Here is a 19951-nt window from a genome sequence, read left to right on the forward strand (position 1 = left end):
CGTCACTGGTAAAAAACAAACTGGCCGGGTACTTCTCCAGACATAACGCCGACAAGTAACGGAAAATATATTGAATTTTTTCGGGTACCTGATCGTTCCAACACTGCAAGGAATTTGTACCTTTGTTTTATTCAATACTTACTAAACCAGCCCGCGGGAGTTTAGCAAGTATGACAAACAGAGAGGAAGTTTTGCAACGAATTGATTGCCAATTTCATACTATAACACTCTCATCTTCTTATGAGTGATGCCATTAAGCATGAGTGCGGAATCGCCCTCATCCGTCTGCGCAAACCTTATCAGTACTTCATTGATAAGTATCACACGCCCCTCTACGCCGTACACAAGCTTTCCGTGATGATGGAAAAGCAGGTGAACCGTGGACAAGACGGAGCCGGTGTAGCCAACATCAAAATAGAAGTACCTCCCGGTCGCCGGTACATCAGCCGGTACCGCTCCGTAGAACCTCAGCCCGTCGCAGATATCTTCGCGAAAGTTCACAAAAAATTTCGCAAAGCTTTAAAAGATAATAAGGACCGCGCCACTGACGCCAAATGGCTGCAGGAAAACGTGGCCTTTACGGGCGAGCTTTGGCTGGGACACCTTCGCTACGGTACGCACGGTGCCAACGAGGTAGAAAACTGTCACCCCATGCTACGCCAGAGCAACTGGCGGAGCCGGAACCTGGTAATGGCGGGTAACTTCAACATGACCAACGTGGACGAACTGTTCGGTAAGCTGGTTTCGCTGGGGCAGCACCCCAAGGAAAAGGTGGATACCGTTACGGTAATGGAAAAAATAGGCCACTTCCTGGACGAGGAAAACCAACGGGTATTTGACCGCTTCAAGGGTATTTTCGAAAACCCTACGCTGTCGGATGTCATAGAAGATAACATTGATCTCCAGCGCGTGCTACACCGCTCGTGCCGTGACTTTGACGGAGGCTACGCCATGTGCGGACTTACCGGCCACGGCTCTGCCTTTATCATGCGTGACCCGGCCGGTATCCGGCCTGCTTACTACTACGCTGATGACGAAGTAGTAGTGGTAGCTTCGGAGAAGCAGGCTATTAAGGCGGCTTTCAACGTAGAATACAGCCAGATTCAGGAAATTACGCCCGGTGCCGCCCTTATCATTAACAAGGAAGGTGAATTTAACGAGCTTACGATTTTGCCTCAGGCCGAGAAACGTTCGTGCAGCTTTGAACGGATTTATTTTTCCCGCGGTACCGATCCGGATATTTATAACGAACGGAAAAAGCTGGGGAAATTGCTGATCCCGCAGATCCTGGAAGAAATTGATTACGACCTCGAAAACACGGTTTTTTCCTATATCCCCAATACGGCCGAGACTTCATTTTTCGGAATGATAGAAGGGCTGGAAGAGTACCTGGCCAAAAAGCGTAAGCACGCTATTATGGAAGGTATACTGTTCGAAGAAGAACTGGACAAGCTGCTCTCCTTCCGCCCGCGTATTGAGAAACTGGTCACCAAGGATGTAAAGTCCCGTACCTTTATTACGGCCGATGAGCTTCGCGACGATATGGTTTCCAGCGTGTACGATACTACCTTTGAAGTAGTTCGTAAAGGAATTGATACAGTAGTGGTTATTGATGACTCTATTGTAAGGGGTACTACCCTGGAAAAGAGTATCCTGAAAATGCTGGACCGCCTTGGTCCGAAGAAGATTGTAATTGTGTCGTCGGCGCCCCAAATCCGCTTTCCGGATTGCTACGGTATAGACATGTCTAAGTTGAAGGATTTTGTAGCTTTCAGGGCCACGCTCAAATTGCTGGAAGAACGGGGACTGGATTATCTGCGGGAAGAGGTATATACCCAATGTGCTGGTACGCTGGCTTCCAAGAATGCCTACTCCACAAACTTTGTAAAGGCCTTATACGAGCCGTTTACTGACGAGGAAGTTTCTAAAAAGGTAGCTGAAATTATTCGTCCTGCTGGTTTGAAAGCGGAGTTATCGGTTATTTTCCAGAACGTTGACAACCTGCATAAAGCCTGTCCTGACCATTTGGGCGACTGGTACTTTACCGGGAACTACCCCACCCAGGGCGGAAACAAAGTAGTAAATAAAGCGTACGTCAATTTCCACGAAGGCAAACTGGTGCGCGCTTACTGATACGCTGTTTTTTTCTTATTGTAGCGGTGGCACGGTTTTGAACCGTGCCACCGTTTTTTATGGTCTATTTCGTCCAGGCCAGGTCATTGATATTCTGTCCGATTTTACGGCCTTCTTTTAGCCCCGTATCATTGTCCTGACGGGTATGAATCCCGCCCAGAAAGCGTGAATAGGCCGACTCTTCGGCGGTTTCCCAGAAAGAACTAAAGCTTCGGGCTTTGAAGTCAGTATTCCTTGCGGTATCCCGGATACGACTCACGTGGGTATCGTCGGTAAATTTGAAATTATTACCAAACACGGCAGCCAGTACTGTAGCCGCCGCCCCCGACTGGGAAGCGTGCCCGGAAGTATAGGCGGGAAAAGGAGGGGCGGGCCAGAAGGGAATCCAGTTGGGGTCAATGGCCCGACGAACAAACGTATAGGGGCGCTCCACACTGAAAGCATATTTACACTTCCAGCACAGTATAAAGGCATCGGCCACCGCTATGCCCGTACGGGCCAGGGCTTCGGCCGCTTTTCCCAAATCAACTTTAGCCGTTTTAATAGCTATGCGGGCCAGGTTATAGGAGTGTCCGGGCGGGGTGAAGGTTTCACTGGGGTCATCGGCCCACCAGATGGATATCTCCTTCTCTTCCTGGGTTAGGGCTTTATTTTTGGAATATAATTCCAGATGCTGCGCATAGTACTGCGAGGTAGGCGAGGTAGAAACCGCCAAGGGCTGCGGTAGCGGCATCACCGAGTTCCGTATCACAAAGGTGCGGTTCTTGCCCCAGTAAGGCTGCATGGGATTAACCCGTCCGTTTTCGGTTGGTTTCCAGGAGCCGTTAAAAACCGGCACTACGTAGTCGGTAGGAAAATTCCGGTTGTAGCCCTCGTGTCCGCCATCTCTCTTCGACCACTCAAATATAGCCGCCGCAATAGCTTTACCAAACGCTTCGGACCGTTCCACCACTTCAGCCGCCTCTTCCACGGCATAATCGGTACGCAAAGCTGCTTTGAGCGAATCAAGGGTCACTTTGTTGGCAGCCGAGGTAGTAGGATAGAGGTTCTTGAGAATCTCAGCCTGAGCAGCATTAGCGCTCAACGCCCAGTTGTACGTTTGTCCCGCCTCAATGGCTGGCAACGCCTGGAGTCCGTTGAGCTGTCCGGCCAGGGACTTGTAGTCGGGCAGGCCAGGTACTACTGCTTCGTAAAGGGTGAGGCCGGCGTAACCCAGGGCGCGGGAGGCCACGGGCGGCGAAAAACCGGGGGTGGTACGGGTGAGCTTCAGCGTAAGCGCCGCCCATTTTTCAGCTACTTCTGAGCTGTACTTATCAGCCGTTTTGACCTCTGGCTCTACCTCGGTAGTATCAGGCGAACAACCGTTTATTGCAACCAGCAAGAAACCAGCTACCGCTATGGGGATATACTTTTTCAAAAAGTCTGCCGAGGGCAGGCGTGGAAGTAGTGTGTTTTGCATAGTATATTATAAAGAGGAAAGAGCTTAACTACTGAATTATATGGTCTAAAATCCTGACTCCCTACCCGCTTCTCCTACTGCTTGTTAGTCAATAATTATGCCAAGTAAAACTATATACGTTTGAGGTATTTACCAACTTTCTGCCTCTGTTACCAACCATTGTTTTACCCTATAACCGCATACGCTCCGGTGGGGCATGCGGTTATAGGGTAAGCTGTTCTGGCAGGCTTCGGGGTAGTTATAAAAGGCCGGGTAGTCTCAGCGGCTACTGCTTTGCCACCTAATCTCTCAGACGTATTACCACACGGCGGTTGCGGATCCGGCCTTCGGGAGTACTGTTGTCAGCAATCGGGCGGGTATCACCCAAGCCCTGGGCGTTCAACAGAAAACCACTCACTCCCTGATAAATCAGGTACTGCTCCACCGCCGAGGCCCGCCTTTCCGATAGTTTCTGATTCGCTTCCGGATTTCCCAGGTTATCCGTATGCCCCTCCACCACAAACCGAACTGTTGGGTACCTCCTCAGCCTTTCCGCAACGGTATTCAGTACCGTGTAGGACGACCGGTCAATCTCATCCGTATTGGTAGCAAAACGAATAGGTAACGTCAGGAGCGAATCCAGCTGGCTTTGCAGCGTTCGTCTTTCGGTAGAGCTTACCAGAGGGCATCCATCCCGATTACGCGGTCCGGCCTCAGCAGGACATTTATCAATGCCGTCGTGTACACCGTCACCGTCCGTGTCGGGGCAGCCACCATTGGCGTAGGTACCTGGCCGGTCAGGGCACAGGTCAACGTGGTCGCCGATACCGTCACCGTCTGTATCAGGACAGCCACCAAAGCGGGGGTCACCAGCTACATCAGGACAGCCATCCCGGCTGTCTATTACCCCGTCGCCATCGCGGTCGGGGCAGCCATTGACGGTTCCGGCCTCGTTGGGGCAGGGATCGTTCTGGTCTACTACGCCGTCGCCGTCGCTATCGGGGCAGCCACGGGCAGCCGCGGAGCCCGCCACCGTTGGGCAGCGGTCAACGTAGTCGGGTATATCGTCTCCGTCCGTATCAGGACAACCAAAAAACCGGGCCGTTCCGGCAACTTCCGGGCAACGGTCACGGTCGTCAGGTATGCCATCTTTATCGGTGTCGCGGATATTATGGCTGAAGCGGTAGGTAATCGTCGCTGATAAAAAACTAAACTTATCGTTGGGGGTGTCGCTGTAAGAGTCAGACTCTTCGGGATTAATAAGTCTGCGTCCGGAGGTAGCATCTACTTTATCGGACCGGACCAGGTAAAACCGGTAGTCAAGTCCCAGGTTCCAGGCCCGTGCCAGCCGGTAGTCAATATTAAAACCAAGAGGTACAGTCCGTTCGTGGGTTTTCTTGATACCCGACCGGCCCCTGGGATTGCCCCAGCGCAGGAAAAGCGGATTCCGGCCGCTGAGTTCACTATTTGTAAACCTCACCAGCTCGTTACTGGTCAGGTCATAGGCCTCAGCGCTGAACATCATTAACCCAATGCCACCGTATATACTGTAATGTACCCGTTGGTCGTCGTAGCGGCCAAACTGCTCCGTCAGGTCCCACTTGGTCAGCAGGTTTATGGTATTGTATTCGTTGATAAAGTAGGAGTTAAAGAAATCGACCTTCTGCCCTCCTACCTTACCGGCAGTAAAATCAAGGCTCATGGTAAACGCCCGCTGCACCTTCCGGCTCAGGCTAATGCCTACCATCGACTGCATATCCTGCTCATTGAGTTCACCAAAAAACTGCGTCAGTCCGCCCCGCACCGTTACTGAGTAAGGCGACAACTGCCGGGCGGTAAGGTTTCCTACCGTAGCGTCGGAAGCGGGCGTTTGCGTACTAATACGGCTTTGCCCCATAGTCAGGAGTGACAGCAATAAAAGACAACAGGCGAGTGTAGATATACGAAGCATAGACATAGAAGCTTAGTGGTAGAGTTAGCAAAGATAAAAATCCGGGCCTGAGCCTTAAACACCGGGCCTGAACCTTAAACATTTGTATACTAAAATCACTATCCTACAATAACTTTCCTCAGGACGAATAGTTTACAGACATAAATACCTGTTAGTTTTGCTCCTGAAAAAAATACAATACGAATGGCGGTAGTACCCTATAAGGATAAGGACAATAGTAAAAGAGAGCAAGTGGCCGAAATGTTTGACAATATTTCGCCTAAGTACGACTTTCTGAACCACTTACTGAGCGGTGGCATTGATATTTACTGGCGCAAACGGGCCATAAAATTACTTCGCCAGGCCCAGCCCCGTACCATACTGGACATTGCTACCGGCACGGGCGACTTCGCCATTGAAGCCCTGGCCCTGAAGCCCGAAAAAATTATTGGCGTTGATATTTCGGAAGGGATGCTGGCCGTAGGCCGGGAGAAAATAAAAAAGCTGGGCAAGCAGCATATTATCGAACTGCGTACCGGCGACTCCGAAAGTTTGCCTTTTGCAGACAATTATTTCGACGCCGTTATCGTTTCGTTTGGAGTACGTAATTTTGAAAATCTGTTGGCGGGTCTGAGTGACATGAATCGTGTGATGCGTCCGGGGGGTACTTGCGTTGTCGTTGAATTTTCAAAACCCCGCAGCTTTCTGTTTAGGCACCTGTACAACTTCTATTTCAGGTACATCCTTCCCACCATTGGTAAGATTGTTTCAAAGGATAGTTCGGCCTATACGTACCTGCCCGAATCGGTACAGGCGTTTCCCGATGGCCGTGACTTCCTGACTATTTTCGAACAAGCTGGTTTTAAAAATACTAAATGCATATTACTTACTTTCGGAATTTGCTCCATTTACACCGGTCAAAAATAGTTCTTTTGGCAATTTTATGCGGGCTGCTTACGGCGCACGAGTCCCGGGCGCAGGGGCAGGGGTACATACGGCGGCACATGGAGTTTTATGACGACAAACCCATTCACTATGGCTTCCTGTTTGGGGTACCTTTCACCCGCTTCAACATACAGCGTAGTGAATCCTTCTTACAGTCAGACTCCGCTTTTCTGATTCAGTCACCTACGCTGCCCGCTTTTCGTATGGGCTTTATTGTCAATGCATTCCTGAACGAGCGCTTTGACCTCCGCACTACCCCCTCGGTGTCGCTGTACGAGCGGCAGGTCAAGTACAGCTACCCGTCCGGTGACGAGCGCACCGAAAAGCGGGAGTCGACCTGGGTAGAGATTCCCCTGCTGCTGAAGTACAAGTCGAACCGGCGCATTAATACACGTATGTACATGCTGGCGGGCGTTACGCTGGGCATTGAAACCAACGTCAAGCGCAGGGAAGGAGGAAGTTTTAACCGCCTCAATACAGCAACATCTGACCTGTCGCTGGACTACGGAGTAGGGTTCGAGCAGTTCTTTGAGTTCTTCAAATTCTCACCGGAGCTTCGTTTTTCGCACGGTTTGGGTAATATGCTCCAACCGGCTAATAACTCCGTCAGTACCGGCATCAACCGCCTGTCTACGCACACGGTTACGCTTTATTTGAACTTTGAATAAATGTCCATTGGCTGTCAGCGACTTCTGTTCTTTTTGAAAATTTTTCCAAAAAATAGTTGCAAACAAGAAATCACTCCTACATATTTGCATTCCCAAACGGAAACGTAGGGGCTCTTAGCTCAGCTGGTTCAGAGCACCTGCCTTACAAGCAGGGGGTCGGGGGTTCGAATCCCTCAGGGCCCACCCAAGCCGCTAAATCGCATGATTTAGCGGCTTTCTTATATATAATTGTGCACGAAATGCAGGTTTTAACACATTTAGGCTGTATACAATTCCGCATTTGAGCTACTTTCAAACCACCTTTGTCACACTACTGTGTTAATCAATTGCAGCTTGGTGATTGATTTTATATCCGGTCGGCCGTCCCCGAGGAGTTTCGTAATCATTACCCGCACTTTAGACCGCCAGCCGAGTCATTGAGCGTAGCAGCCTAACCCGCGCGGCCTTTAGTTTTGAGTGCTGGTAAGATTCCAAGATTAAGTAGCTTGCCGGGCTACTGTTGATGCCAGGTCATTCTCCACGTTATGAAGAAAGGCTCTGTCCAGTTTTTTTAGGAGTTGAAGGTGAATCTGTGCCGATTTTAACTGATTCCAGCCGCGCTGAAACGACCAGTAGGGCACGCCTCTCGCGTGGTTCTGCCGAGCAATGCGCGCCAGCACAGACCAGTGGTGTATCACGATTCGGTAAGCCTGCCAGAGCGAGTTTCCGTTTCCATAGACGTGGTGCGGGGCTGCTCCCGCGCCGTTAAATTCAAGAATTGAAAAATTGCGGCCCGCTTTGAGGTCATCTATAGACGCACATTTGATGTCATATCGTCCGAAATAAAAGTGCCCTGCATAATGGCTCAGAGCATCAAAGACGCCGAGTAGCCGTTGGTCTTTTTCGTGGGCAAGACTTACCAACCGGCTACCCCTGGTTTGGTTGAGGGCATTACCCAGGCGATACCCGTCGCCGTTGGGAACCACGTAGTCCAGGCGGTTGGCGTGTTTTGCCCGCATCTCATCCAGTCGGAAGCGGGCCGGCGGATACTGTTGGAGCAGCTCCCAAAGCGTTGACTGTCCGTCGCCAATTACATCCAAGAAATCTTTTCTGACAAACCCAGTGATCGTGCCGGTTGAGTCGCCGGGAAACCGGTAGTAGAATACACTAACCTCGATAGGGTAGGTGATCAGCTCCTGAACGATGTATTCTACTGGCATCTGCTGGTGGTATAGGCGTAACTCATTCGCCGTGTGAATAACCCGAAATAACAGCCCCATCATGCCTACATTAGGTTTCACCGCAACTGGATAAGCGTCAAAATGAGTCGCTACCAATTGCTCTACCTCATCGGCCGAATTAGTCGGCGCTATATAGAAACTCTTTGGGCATAGATCCGGCGGTAGCTGCTCATACATTTCCCGTTTGGTTTCTCCCTCGAAGCCCCCAAAGGTAAGCGTTGGGTTGGCAGGCGTGAAAAACCACCACGACCGTGACCGCCCACAGTGCCACAGCCAGACGGGAATCAGCGGAATTAATTTTACGCGATAATCCCAAGCTTCCCAGTGCGTGAGTCGATACATGGCTTTTTTAATCATTGGTAAGGCTTTACAACAAAGATATGTGTAACGTACCGACCACAGCGACTTTGAGCTATTCAGGGCTTTAAAAATAGGTTACAAGACAAAACTTAATTAATGGACCTTCAACCCAAACTTGTAACACCATCTATTTTCACCGTCCTAAACGCTCATTATCTCAGAACCAAATGCCTACTATTCGGCCGATTTTAGAAAAGAGTCACCAGCGTGAGTTCGAGTCCCTCTCCCTCTGTAAAGCCTCAAACGATAAGTTCTGAGGCTTTTTTGCATACGATTTCACGTCTGATCTGGTACTAGTCGGAATTCCAGTTGATACAAATCGGCGGCTGAAGATCGAGCCTAATAGCTGGGAGCATTTCACAGTGCTAGAATATTGCCCCGTGGGCTATGCCGTGATGTCGTTCTGGTTTAAAGGCTCCTGTCAAACTACCACCTACAGAATCGAAGTGCTGCTAAATACTTAATCTCCGAGCTTTGTACAAGTAGCGCAAGAGATTCGATGTGTTTGTCTTAAAAGACGGGAAGAGATTGGAAGTGTTTTCAATTCTTCAATAGCATAATTCAACGCCCTTATGTAGTTGTTTACTTCCTTCCAATCATTCTTTCTTTCTGGTGCTATTTCGTCCTTTCTTTCTGGTGCTATTTCGTCCTCACTTAAAAGGGCCTCATCGATCTGAGTTTGGGTGCTTTCTATACGACTGCCTCTTTAGTTACATGGAGCTGTATGAACAAGTCAATGTTAGGAACAAGCTTAGCATAAGAATTTAGTTCGCCTAGTTTTATGGCGACCTTCTCTAACAAGCTGTTAATCTGTCGATTATTCCAAGATCAAGCGTCATTTACAAGAGTAGGAACAAAGTATCTATATCCAGTTGGGCTTAGTTCTTGGTGGCCTGATGTATATTCCTCTAGTTGTATCATAGCTAGTTTTTCCATCTATACAAAACTAAAATAAGAATTCGGTTATTTTAGTTTCCGTAGCTCAAAGTAAAATATAAAGTTTTTTATTTTACTTTCGGTTATCTTTTTTCTCTTCATATACCTTTTCAATCTAGGGATTGAACTTGCAATAAAAACTGGTCAATGACCTGTGAAATGTGCTCTGGTTGCTTTCCCATTGTTTAGAAAGGCACACATTTTATAGAAGCAGAGCGCCCAACGTTCTGCTTTTTTTGTTACTACTCTATTATCTATCTTGCAGCCTCACAATCGGAGCAAGTACCACCTCCGTGGATATAAATATTGCCCCCGTTTCCCATGAAACAACTTATCCAGAATCTTAAAACCGGACAAACGATACTTCAGGAGGTACCTGCCCCGCAGGTGAAGCGCGGCTGCGTCCTGATCAGGACCCGCCGGAGCCTGGTATCGCTAGGTACGGAGCGGATGCTGGTGGAATTCGGAAAGGCTAATCTGCTCGAGAAAGCCCGCCAGCAGCCGGATAAGGTAAAGATGGTTCTGGACAAAATCCAGTCGGATGGGTTGATGCCTACGCTGGAGGCCGTTTTTAACAAGCTTGAGCAGCCGCTCCCGCTGGGGTACTGTAACGTGGGAGAAGTAGTGGCGGTGGGAGAGGGTATACCCGACATCAGGGTAGGAGACAGGGTAGCGAGCAACGGCCCCCACGCCGAGTTGGTGTGCGTGCCGAGGAATCTGGTTACGAAGGTACCAACTGGGGTTTCTGACGAGGAGGCGGCTTTTACGGTAATAGGCTCCATAGGTTTGCAGGGAATACGTCTCCTGAACCCAACGCTGGGCGAAACAGTAGTGGTAGTAGGGCTGGGACTAATTGGTTTGCTCACGGCTGAGTTGCTCCGGCTCAACGGTTGTCAGGTTATTGGTATTGACCTGGACGAGCAGAAGCTGAAATTAGCGGCTGCCCGGGGCATTACTACCTGTAATCCGGCCCGGGGCGATGACCCGGTTAAGTTTGTGGAAGATTTCACGCAGGGTACCGGTGCCGACGGAGTCATTATTACGGCTTCGGCCAAAACCAACGATATTATTTCGCAGGCAGCCCGAATGTCGCGCAAACGCGGTTGCATTGTCCTGATTGGGGTAGTGGGGCTGGATATAAGCCGGGCGGAGTTTTATGAGAAGGAGCTGACGTTTCAGGTATCGTGCTCGTACGGCCCCGGCCGCTACGACGACGACTACGAACAAAAAGGCCACGACTACCCGCTGCCCTACGTACGCTGGACCGAAAACCGCAATTTTCAGACTATCCTGCAGCTGCTTTCGTCGGGCCTGCTGGATGTAAAACCACTCATTACGGAACTGGTGCCGCTGGAAGAGTACGACCGGATATACGGAAACATAGGTACTTCCCACGCCATAGCCTCTATTCTGGAATATCCCGAACAGACCGACCTCAGCTCTTTAGTCCGCTATCACGACACCTCCTTTACCGGAAAAAGAGGTACCGTTGGTATTGTAGGAGCGGGAAATTTTACCAAGATGACCATGCTACCCGCCCTGAGGGAGACTTCCATCAAGTACATCGCCAGCGCCAACGGCCTGTCGGGTACGGCGCTGGCCCAGAAGTACGGCATCGCGCACAGTACTACCGACTACCACGAACTCCTGCGCGACCCGGACGTAGACCTGGTACTCGTCACAACCCGCCATAACCAGCATGCCCGCATGGCCGTGGAAGCGCTGCGGGCCGGGAAGCACGTATTTGTAGAGAAGCCGCTGGCCCTCTACCCGGAAGAACTGGATGAAATTATAGCTACCTACGTAGAACTGCCCGAAAGCCGCAGCCTGACCGTTGGCTTCAACCGGCGGTTTTCGCCCCACGCCCAGAAAATGAAAGCCTTACTCGGCAGCGCCCCCATGAACGTGGTAGCTACCATGAACGCGGGTTTTATTCCGGCCAACTCCTGGGTACACGACCGGGCCGTGGGCGGAGGGCGTATCCTGGGCGAAGCCTGCCACTTCATAGACCTTATCACCTACCTTACCGGTAGCCGGGTAGAGGCCGTTTGTATGAATGCCATGGGCACGCATCCTTCCGAAACAACCGACAGCGCTTCGATGTTGCTTAAGTACCAGAATGGCTCCACCGGCGTTATTAACTACTTTGCTAACGGAAGTAAGGCCTATTCCAAGGAGCGCATGGAGGTATATTCGCAGGAACGTACCCTGGTACTGGACAACTTCCGGACGCTGACGGGCTACGGCTTCAAAGGATTTTCCAAAATGAATACCCGCCAGGATAAGGGCCATCGGGAGCAGTTCCGGCGGCTGCTCGACCGCATTCGGACGGGGGGTAGTTCCCTGATTTCTTTTGATGAACTGGTAAATACAACACAAGCCACTTTTGCAGCACTGGAAAGCCTGAAGCGGGGCGAATGGGTGAAGGTATAGAGGTTTTCTCTTTATATTTAGCGTATGAAGCGTTTGTTTTCACTCACTCAGATCATTCAGAATATGGGCCTGCGCTATGTGCTGTTTCGTCTCTGGCACGAAATTCAGGCGCGTACCGGTCTGCTGAAACTGCGTTTTTCCATTCAGTCCAAACCCCGGGAATTCACCACCCTGGCCGACTGGCGCGCCGCTGATACCCGCTTTTTTTTTGACGGCCCACCCGATGCCAAAGCCCCCTTGTCGGCGGCAGACCGCGCTGCACTTTCCCAACGAATAAAAGCCTTTCGGGAGAGGAAGCTGCTGTTTTTTGGCTCTACCTGGCATACCGTCACCGACTGGCTCACCAACCCCATCACGGGCTACCGCTACGACCCTACCCTGCACTGGACCCAGATTCCGGATTTATCTCCCGAGGCCGGAGACATCAAGTACGTCTGGGAAAAGTCCCGTTTTACGTTCCTGTATGACCTCATCCGTTACGATTTTCACTGGCACAAAGACCAGTCCGAAACCGTATTCGCCGAAATAGAAAGCTGGATAGAGGCCAATCCGGTCAACTGTGGGCCCAACTGGCGGTGCAGCCAGGAAATTACGCTCCGGGTACTTAACTGGACCTTTGCCCTGCACTACTACCGGTACTCGCCGCAGCTGACCGAGGAGCGCTTCGCGCGCATCCTCAATAGCCTGTACCGTCAAATGCAGCACGTAGCATCCAATATCCGCTTCTCCCGAATTGCCGTACGTAACAACCACGCCCTCACCGAAACCCTGGGGCTGTACCTGGTCGGGCTGCTGTACCCGTTCTTTCCCCAAAGTACCCGCTGGAAAGAGCGGGGAAAACAGTGGTTTGAAGAGGAAATAGCCTACCAGATTTATCAGGATGGTACTTTTCTGCAATTCTCAATGAACTACCACCGGGTGGTGGTGCAGCTCCTGACGTGGGCGCTCCAGCTGGCGCACCGCAACGGGGAGCGCTGGGCCGACATCGTCTACGACCGGGCCCGCAAGTCGGTGCAGTTCCTGCGTACCTGCCAGGATAACAGTACCGGTCAATTGCCCAACTACGGTAATAACGACGGCGCGCTTTTCTTCCCGCTGAGCGAATCCCACTTCCGGGACTACCGCCCCCAGCTATACGCGCTGGCTGCTACCCTGGGCGAAGTACCTGACTACGGAAAAGGCCCCTGGCTGGAAGAAGCGTACTGGCTGGTGGGAAAAATAAACCAACCCACCCGACCACCCAAGCGAGCACGCCCCGACCTGCCTGCCACCCACTCGTTCCATACCGGCGGGTACTATATCGTGCGGGAGGATACTACCCTTACTTTTATACGCTGTGGCAGCTACCGGGACCGCCCCTTTCAGGCCGATAACCTGCATCTGGACCTTTGGGTAGAGGGGGAGAATATCCTGCGCGACGCGGGTACTTACCAGTACAATACCGACGAACGCTGGACGAGCTACTTTGCGGGTACCGCTTCCCACAATACGTGCATGCTGGGTGACTACGACCAGATGCGGAAAGGCCCCCGCTTTATCTGGTACGACTGGATAAAAAGAGCCGAAGGCGAGTGGAAGGAAGAAAAAACGGGGGTGACTTTCAGGGGCTGGTATGAAGGCTTCAGCCACGTAAAGCCCTCCATTATTCATACCCGCCGCGTTACCAAAGTGGCTGGCGCGCTGCACTGGATTATTGAGGACGAGCTACTGGGCGCGCCTCGCAACCTGCCCCTGCACCAGCTGTGGCATCCGTCGGAGGCATTCTTTGATCAGTACGAAATAAAGGCTTACACCCACCAGGGGGAACCCATCCTGCCGGTGGAGACCGAGGGCTGGTACTCCGGCCTGTACGGTGTTAAAGTGTCCACTCCCCGCCTTGTCTTTACGACCGCCGAGCGGTTCATACGGACGGAGATCCGGCTAAAATCGTAATTTAGTGCCTCTATGCGCATTCTCCTTATTCACCAGTACTTTCTGGAAGACAACGACGGCGGAGGCTCCCGCTGGAACGAAATGAGCCGGATCTGGACCGAAGCGGGCCACGAGGTAGTAGTACTGGCGGGAATGGTACACTACATGGGCCACCGGCCGCCGCACTACCGGGGCAGGTACTTTTATCCTTATACCAATCGCGACGGGGTACAGGTACTGCGCTGTCATGTATCAGAGAGCTACAACAAGAGTTTCCTGGGGCGGCTCTGGGCGTACTTTTCGTTTACGTTTTCCAGCATTTGGGGCGGCATAAAACATATTAAAGGTACCTTCGACGTCATAGTAGTTACTTCACCGCCGCTTTTTGTGGGCATTACGGCCGTGGTACTTTCGTGGTGGAAACGCACGCCTTTTCTGTTTGAAATCCGCGACCTCTGGCCCGAATCGGCTATTGATACGGGGGTACTTACCAATCGCCGGATCATTAAGTTCGCTTTCTGGTTTGAATGTTTTGTTTACAGAAAAGCCCGACTCATCAATGTACTGACGCCGGCCTTCCGGCAAACCCTGCTGACCAAAAAAGGGGTACCGGCCGAAAAGATTATTTTCATACCCAATGCCGCCGATTTTGCGCTATCGGAAGAAGTAATGCGGGACTTTGACCCTTCCCAATTCAGGCGGGAGCATCAGCTGGAGGGTCATTTTGTAATTACCTACGTGGGCGCCCACGGGGTAGCCAACCACCTGGTGCAGGTACTGGACACCGCTGAGCTCCTGCATGATACGAACGTCTTGTTTTTGCTCATTGGCGATGGTATGCAGAAAAAAGAGCTACAGCTTGAAGCGCAGCGGCGCGGTCTGACCAATGTCCGCTTTGTGGGCTCCGTGCCCAAGCGGGAGGTATTCCGGTACATACTGGCGTCAGACATGGGTACTTCCGTGCTGAAAAAAGTAGATACTTTCAAGACCGTTTACTCCAACAAAACCTTTGACTATTTCTCCTGCAAAAAGCCCGTGCTGATGGCAATTGACGGCGTATCGCGTGAGTTGGTAGAAGAAGCAGAAGCGGGCATGTATGTAGAGCCGGAGCATCCGGCTGACTTCGCCGAAAAGGTAAGGTACTATCTGAAAAACCCTAATCAAATTGCTCAGCAGGGGCAAAATGGCTATCAATACGCCCGTAGGTACTTTGACCGGGATGTTCTGGCTAAAAAATATTTAGAACAAATCAGGCTCATTTGATTTATGATAGCAGGTACCCGGGGTATTCCTTTAGGTACTTCTTTTTTACCAATACCTACTTATGACACTTTCCCGCAAATTTCTCGCCCGCAAGCGCATCGCGCTGGTTGCTCACGATAATAAAAAAGACGATATCAAAGAATGGGCTTATTATAACCGGACTATCCTGGCGCGCCACCAGCTCTATGCCACCGGTACCACCGGCAAGCTCCTGGAAGAAACGCTGGACCAGCCTATTACCAAGCTACTCAGCGGTCCGCTGGGTGGCGACCAGCAACTGGGTTCGCTTATTGCCGAAGGTAAAGTCGACGCGCTTATTTTTTTCTGGGACCCCATGTCGGCCCAGCCGCACGACCCGGATATCAAGGCGCTGCTGCGGCTGGGGGTGGTCTGGAATATACCCATGGCCTGCAACCGCGCCACCGCCGACTTTATTCTTACCTCGCCGCTCGTGAATGAGGAGTACGAAGCCAAACAGACCGATTTCAATGACTACATAACGCGCAAAACCTGAACTGAAGCCCTAAGTGAGGGGTTTTATTAACGGTGAATAATCCTTTCCTAAAACAGCTGGTACAGCGGTAAACCAATTACTGACCGCCATCCTGTATCTTTGCCCTAGGTAAGGATTTATTCCTTTTTCCGGACTGTTTTTGACCTTTGTATAGATAATGTCTTCCCCTTATTTTAAAAATATTGCTGAGGGTATCTCGACTACGTTGACGGGTATGCGCCTGACGCTCCGTCACCTGTGGGACGCCCGCAAGCGTCGCCAGCCGATGGATGTGCGCTCGGATAGTTTTTTTGCGCAGGAAGAAGGCCTGGTGACTATTCAGTACCCTTTTGAAACCATACCTATTCCGGACAACGGGCGGTACCGCCTGCACAACGAAATGGACGATTGTATTGTCTGTGATAAATGTGCCAAAATATGTCCCGTCGACTGCATCGAAATTGAACCTATAAAAGCTACCGAAGAGGTAGGCCGGGCTTCGGATGGTTCTCCCATTCGTTTGTACGCGGCTAAGTTTGATATTGATATGGCCAAGTGCTGCTACTGCGGCCTGTGTACTACCGTGTGCCCTACCGAGTGCCTCACCATGACCAAGACCTTTGATTACAGTGAGGTAGATATTCGGGACATGGTATACCACTACGCTAACCTGTCGCCCGAGCAGGCCGAAGAGAAACGTTTACTGCTTGACCAGTTCCAGCGCGAGAAAGAAGCCCTTAAAGCCAGTCAGAAAGCCGCCACGGCAGGGGCAGAAACGGTAGCCAGGCCCGCGGCTCCGCGCCCGGCCTTCAAGCCTACCGCCCGGCCTAAGCCCGCGGAAGCAGCTACTACCGACGAAACAACTGACAGCGCCGCTGCCCCGGCTACCGAGCCTAAACCCGCCTTCCGGCCGGGCATGAAGCCCAAAGCAGCTCCGGCACCGACTTCAGAAAAGCCCGAAACCGAAGCTCAGGACAAATCAGCTCAGGATAAACCGGCTTTCCGGCCCGGTATGAAGCCAAAAGAGGCCCAGACAGACGACCAGCCAGCGGCCAGCGAAGAAAGCCCAAAACCAGCGGCCAAAGCGCCGTTCCGGCCGAGCATGAAGCCAAAAATGGATGAACTGCCTAAGTCCGACCCGGCAGCGGAGCCAGAAGCCAGTACCGAAAGCCCCGCTCCCAAACCTGCCTTTAAACCTTCCATGAAACCCAGGGCGGCAGAAGAGGCGAAGCCGGAGCCAACGGTAGTTCCGGAAGCTACCCCTGAACAGGCACCCCCAAAGCCCGCCTTCAAACCGACGATGAAACCCAAGGCTGACGCCCAGCCCAAACCGGAAGCAGCGCAGGAGCCCGAGGCTAAAACGGATAGTCCGGCTCCCCGGCCGGCCTTTAAGCCAACTATGAAGCCCAAAGCCACCCCGGCTCCCGAACAAGGTACTACTGAAAGTACCCCGGAAGTACCGGCCGAAGCTGCCCCGCCGAAGCCGGCCTTTAAGCCAACTATGAAACCAAAGGCTGCCGCTCCGGAAACAGAACCTCCGGAGGAAACTAAGGAGCAAGAGGCGGAGAAGGAGAAGACCAAACCGGCTTTCCGGCCTACCATGAAGCCTAAAGGTACTCCGCCCCCCTCGGGTACTACCGACTAAGGCGGGTATTTTAAAAGTTAGCGCGGCGCACCCGGTAAGATATACCCGGTGCGCCGCATTTTTTGGTACCTTTGCGGCACACCGGGTATGGAACGCCCGGTGTACAAGCCTATTTATTACCGGAATGGAACAAGTAGCCTTTTATGGCTTTTCGGCGTTAGCCATTGGTTCGGCCTTATTTATACTCCTGACGCGCAACCTCATGTACGCCGCCTTCGGGCTGTTTCTGGCATTGCTGGGTGTGGCCGCACTCTATGTACTGGCCGGAGCCGATTTCCTGGCAATTACGCAACTGCTGGTGTACGTAGGCGGCATACTAGTCCTGCTCATATTTGGTATTATGCTTACCCGCCCGGCTGGCGAGCGCCCCGATGCCTCCCAGCCTAACCGGGTCGTTGTTGTGAACGACCGGCGTTTCTGGGGCCTGCTCCTGTCTGTTCTCCTCTTTTGTCTGTTTTCCTTTACCATACTGGCCGGTAACTTTGCCCTTGTAGGCGATACCCTCATCAGCCGCTCCACCATTCGTACACTGGGCGTAGAGCTCATGACGAGCCACCTGCTGCCTTTTGAGATAGCCGGAGTACTGCTACTGGTAGCATTGGTCGGCGCGGCTTACCTGGCTGTTAACCGAAACCCCTCCGCATGAGTACCATTCCACTTACCCACTATTTAGTCGTAGCGGCGGCTCTGTTCAGTATAGGGCTGGCGGTGGCTATTACCAAGCGCAACGCCATTGGTGTACTGCTGGGGCTCGAGCTCATGCTAAACGCCGTTAACCTGAATCTGGTAGCGTTCAGCCGCCACGATCCCGAACTGATTCGGGGCCAGTTGTTTGCTTTGTTTGTTATCGTCGTAGCGACCGTGGAAGTAACCGTGGCGCTGGCTATTGTGTTACGGGTATATAGCCACTACCGCACCATTGACCCCGATCAGGTGAGTGACCTTAGGAGGTAAATAAAGCCGCCGAAGACGGACCATTACCATTGACTGACTGCTATTGATGAACTATTTTTTTCTGCTTCTGGCCTTTTTGATTGGAGTAGGTACTGCCGTTCAGGGAGGAGTTAATTCACAGCTCCGGCTTTCGCTCGGTAATCCCATCCTGGCGGCGCTTTTCTCGTTTGTGATAGGACTGCTGGCGCTGCTGATTGCCTTCGCCGCCTTCAACCAGAACGACCTCCCTTCGGTACATACCATCCGGCATATTAGCTGGTGGAAGTTTCTGGGCGGCCTGTTTGGTGCTTTTTATGTACTAACGGTTATCTTCGTCGTACGCGACATCGGGCAGGGGGCGCTGGTATGCCTGGCGGTGGCCGGGCAGCTTATTGCCGCCGTGGTCATCGATCATTACGGACTGCTCGGTTTTGCGGTACACCAGGTGAGCCTGCCCCGGCTGCTGGGGGTGGTACTTCTTATCATCGGGGCCGTACTGATTGTAAGGCATTAACCCAACTACCAGGCTATGATCCGCTACCGGTTTTATCCTACCTTGCTCAATACCTTCGCCCGCTACCAGCGGGGCTACCTCCCCGAGCAGGAACTGCTGGACCGGATTAACCGGGTGCCTATCCCCCAAACCGAGGCGCAGGCCCGGGGCGTATCCTTTGAAGAAGCCGTAATAAAAGGTACTGACGAGGAGTATTTCAACGAAGAGGTACTTCGAAAAGCCCGCGCGCTGCTGCCCCGCCCCATGGTAGCGACCCAGGTATACTGCCAGTACGAGCTGGACGATGTACTGCTGTATGGCTACGTAGATGTAATAGGGCGTACGCTGGCCGTCGATCTGAAAACGACCGGTAGCTATTCGCCCGGCCGCTTCGTGTACAACCACCAGAATTTTTACCTGCTGGCGTTGCGCCCCAAGGGCATTCGTACCCTGCGTTATGTCATTACCGACTTCCGGGAAGTATACCAGGAAGAATACGATCTGAACATGGACTTTTCACAGCAAGAGCAGCAGATTAAAGCCTTCTGTGACTTTCTGGAAACGCACCGTGCGCTGATTTCCGATAAAAAGGTATTCGTAGAATAAAGCGTTTTACCCCACGAATACCCCCGGCCTTACTTAATACGGTTGAATACAAACAGGTCAACAAAGGACCATTTACCGCCCTCCTGCTTTCCGCGCTGAATCACTAGCTGGTCGTCACCGCGTTTTTCATAAATGATACGGGTCTGTCCGTTTTCTAATTCAAACAGCGCCTGATTCTTCTTGGCTTCAATAAACTTGTAGCGGTCGGCCTGCTCTTTTTCTTCCACGCTGATCATACCCGGCCGGAAGTGCTTCACCATGGCTACGGGACCATTTTCGGTTTGTTCAAAGGCAAATATTTCGTAGAGAGTAGCCTTGTCGTCTTTCATCATCCGGATAAAGCCCGCCACGTTGTTCCCGGCGGGAGCCGTCCAGGCGGCGTCAATGGGGCCGCCGTTGAAGGTACCCTGCCAGCGGCCTTCCAGAAAGTTGATGTCATTAAGGGTACCTTTCGAGGTACTTTGCGAGTGCGCAGCAAGGCTGGTGAGCAGGCATACAAGCAGCAGAAATGACCGGCAGCGAGTCAATTGGTTCATACGGATTT

The 19951-nt window shown here is 52.0% G+C and carries 16 protein-coding genes, 1 tRNA gene and 1 pseudogene; 13 read left to right on the top strand and 5 right to left on the bottom strand.

The features are described 5' to 3' along the window. The first annotated feature begins 240 nt into the window (after positions 1-240). Positions 241-2133 carry an amidophosphoribosyltransferase gene (locus tag VGN67_RS03980; RefSeq protein WP_327485476.1) on the top strand — a complete coding sequence of 631 codons (1893 nt, stop codon included), beginning with the start codon at positions 241-243 and terminating at the stop codon, positions 2131-2133. Between the two features lie 64 nt (positions 2134-2197). Here the strand turns inward: VGN67_RS03980 and VGN67_RS03985 are convergent, their stop codons facing one another. Both VGN67_RS03985 and VGN67_RS03990 read right to left on the bottom strand, forming a co-directional pair. After that, positions 2198-3592 (bottom strand): vanadium-dependent haloperoxidase, encoded by a 1395-nt coding sequence (locus VGN67_RS03985; protein ID WP_327485477.1) that lies wholly within the window; start codon positions 3590-3592, stop codon positions 2198-2200. Between the two features lie 280 nt (positions 3593-3872). Next, complete coding sequence (locus tag VGN67_RS03990; RefSeq protein WP_327485478.1) at positions 3873-5522, bottom strand: OmpA family protein; 1650 nt, start codon at positions 5520-5522, stop codon at positions 3873-3875. Between the two features lie 183 nt (positions 5523-5705). Between VGN67_RS03990 and ubiE the strand changes: the two genes are divergently transcribed. The 3 genes from ubiE (at position 5706) to VGN67_RS04005 (ending at position 7297) form a co-directional block, all read left to right on the top strand. Beyond that, positions 5706-6428: a bifunctional demethylmenaquinone methyltransferase/2-methoxy-6-polyprenyl-1,4-benzoquinol methylase UbiE gene (gene ubiE / locus VGN67_RS03995; RefSeq protein WP_327485479.1), complete on the top strand. Its 723-nt coding sequence runs from the start codon at positions 5706-5708 to the stop codon at positions 6426-6428. 5 nt (positions 6429-6433) lie between these two features. Further along, a complete protein-coding gene (locus VGN67_RS04000; protein ID WP_327485480.1) occupies positions 6434-7114 on the top strand; it encodes a porin family protein in 681 nt (226 codons plus the stop codon). 108 nt (positions 7115-7222) lie between these two features. Beyond that, positions 7223-7297, top strand: a tRNA-Val gene (locus VGN67_RS04005). A 293-nt stretch (positions 7298-7590) separates the two neighbouring features. On the opposite strand, the gene VGN67_RS04010 is transcribed toward VGN67_RS04005, so the two are convergent. Then, positions 7591-8676: a hypothetical protein gene (locus VGN67_RS04010; protein WP_327485481.1), complete on the bottom strand. Its 1086-nt coding sequence runs from the start codon at positions 8674-8676 to the stop codon at positions 7591-7593. Between the two features lie 478 nt (positions 8677-9154). Continuing rightward, positions 9155-9495, bottom strand: a pseudogene (locus tag VGN67_RS24485) (Fic/DOC family N-terminal domain-containing protein). Positions 9496-9951: 456 nt separating this feature from the next. Here VGN67_RS24485 and VGN67_RS04015 point away from each other — a divergent pair. The 9 genes from VGN67_RS04015 (at position 9952) to VGN67_RS04055 (ending at position 19407) form a co-directional block, all read left to right on the top strand. Then, positions 9952-12063 carry a bi-domain-containing oxidoreductase gene (locus VGN67_RS04015; RefSeq protein WP_327485482.1) on the top strand — a complete coding sequence of 704 codons (2112 nt, stop codon included), beginning with the start codon at positions 9952-9954 and terminating at the stop codon, positions 12061-12063. A 24-nt stretch (positions 12064-12087) separates the two neighbouring features. Further along, a complete protein-coding gene (locus VGN67_RS04020) occupies positions 12088-13995 on the top strand; it encodes an alginate lyase family protein (protein WP_327485483.1) in 1908 nt (635 codons plus the stop codon). Positions 13996-14007: 12 nt separating this feature from the next. After that, positions 14008-15237, top strand: a complete 1230-nt coding sequence (locus VGN67_RS04025) for a glycosyltransferase family 4 protein (RefSeq protein WP_327485484.1) — start codon at positions 14008-14010, stop codon at positions 15235-15237. A 61-nt stretch (positions 15238-15298) separates the two neighbouring features. Next, entirely contained in the window at positions 15299-15751 is a 453-nt protein-coding gene (locus tag VGN67_RS04030; RefSeq protein WP_327485485.1) for a methylglyoxal synthase, read from the top strand. 157 nt (positions 15752-15908) lie between these two features. Further along, positions 15909-17375 (top strand): 4Fe-4S binding protein, encoded by a 1467-nt coding sequence (locus VGN67_RS04035; protein WP_327485486.1) that lies wholly within the window; start codon positions 15909-15911, stop codon positions 17373-17375. A gap of 124 nt (positions 17376-17499) precedes the next feature. Further along, positions 17500-18021, top strand: coding sequence for an NADH-quinone oxidoreductase subunit J (locus VGN67_RS04040; protein WP_327485487.1), 522 nt, complete (start codon positions 17500-17502; stop codon positions 18019-18021). Beyond that, on the top strand, positions 18018-18329 hold the full coding sequence (gene nuoK, locus VGN67_RS04045; protein WP_327485488.1) for an NADH-quinone oxidoreductase subunit NuoK: 312 nt from the start codon (positions 18018-18020) through the stop codon (positions 18327-18329). The genes VGN67_RS04040 and nuoK overlap by 4 nt, the downstream gene beginning before the upstream one ends. 46 nt (positions 18330-18375) lie before the next feature. Then, positions 18376-18822: a DMT family transporter gene (locus tag VGN67_RS04050; RefSeq protein ID WP_327485489.1), complete on the top strand. Its 447-nt coding sequence runs from the start codon at positions 18376-18378 to the stop codon at positions 18820-18822. 15 nt (positions 18823-18837) lie between these two features. Next, a complete protein-coding gene (locus VGN67_RS04055) occupies positions 18838-19407 on the top strand; it encodes a hypothetical protein (protein WP_327485490.1) in 570 nt (189 codons plus the stop codon). A 29-nt stretch (positions 19408-19436) separates the two neighbouring features. Here VGN67_RS04055 and VGN67_RS04060 read toward each other — a convergent pair whose 3' ends face one another. Further along, positions 19437-19943, bottom strand: a complete 507-nt coding sequence (locus tag VGN67_RS04060; protein ID WP_327485491.1) for a DUF6265 family protein — start codon at positions 19941-19943, stop codon at positions 19437-19439. Positions 19944-19951 lie beyond the last annotated feature (8 nt).

Origin of the sequence: Telluribacter sp. (assembly GCF_035998675.1) — a bacterium.
Classification (GTDB): domain Bacteria; phylum Bacteroidota; class Bacteroidia; order Cytophagales; family Spirosomataceae; genus Telluribacter.

Excerpts from the sequence above, each read along its gene's own strand:
- VGN67_RS04025 (WP_327485484.1), top strand. The coding sequence starts at position 14,008 with ATGCGCATTCTCCTTATTCACCAGTACTTTCTGGAAGACAACGACGGC.
- VGN67_RS04020 (WP_327485483.1), top strand. The coding sequence starts at position 12,088 with ATGAAGCGTTTGTTTTCACTCACTCAGATCATTCAGAATATGGGCCTG.
- VGN67_RS03980 (WP_327485476.1), top strand. The coding sequence starts at position 241 with ATGAGTGATGCCATTAAGCATGAGTGCGGAATCGCCCTCATCCGTCTG.
- ubiE (WP_327485479.1), top strand. The coding sequence starts at position 5,706 with ATGGCGGTAGTACCCTATAAGGATAAGGACAATAGTAAAAGAGAGCAA.
- VGN67_RS04055 (WP_327485490.1), top strand. The coding sequence starts at position 18,838 with ATGATCCGCTACCGGTTTTATCCTACCTTGCTCAATACCTTCGCCCGC.
- VGN67_RS04035 (WP_327485486.1), top strand. The coding sequence starts at position 15,909 with ATGTCTTCCCCTTATTTTAAAAATATTGCTGAGGGTATCTCGACTACG.
- VGN67_RS04030 (WP_327485485.1), top strand. The coding sequence starts at position 15,299 with ATGACACTTTCCCGCAAATTTCTCGCCCGCAAGCGCATCGCGCTGGTT.
- VGN67_RS04015 (WP_327485482.1), top strand. The coding sequence starts at position 9,952 with ATGAAACAACTTATCCAGAATCTTAAAACCGGACAAACGATACTTCAG.
- VGN67_RS04040 (WP_327485487.1), top strand. The coding sequence starts at position 17,500 with ATGGAACAAGTAGCCTTTTATGGCTTTTCGGCGTTAGCCATTGGTTCG.
- VGN67_RS04050 (WP_327485489.1), top strand. The coding sequence starts at position 18,376 with ATGAACTATTTTTTTCTGCTTCTGGCCTTTTTGATTGGAGTAGGTACT.
- VGN67_RS04010 (WP_327485481.1), bottom strand. The coding sequence starts at position 8,676 with ATGTATCGACTCACGCACTGGGAAGCTTGGGATTATCGCGTAAAATTA.
- nuoK (WP_327485488.1), top strand. The coding sequence starts at position 18,018 with ATGAGTACCATTCCACTTACCCACTATTTAGTCGTAGCGGCGGCTCTG.
- VGN67_RS03990 (WP_327485478.1), bottom strand. The coding sequence starts at position 5,522 with ATGCTTCGTATATCTACACTCGCCTGTTGTCTTTTATTGCTGTCACTC.
- VGN67_RS04060 (WP_327485491.1), bottom strand. The coding sequence starts at position 19,943 with ATGAACCAATTGACTCGCTGCCGGTCATTTCTGCTGCTTGTATGCCTG.
- VGN67_RS03985 (WP_327485477.1), bottom strand. The coding sequence starts at position 3,592 with ATGCAAAACACACTACTTCCACGCCTGCCCTCGGCAGACTTTTTGAAA.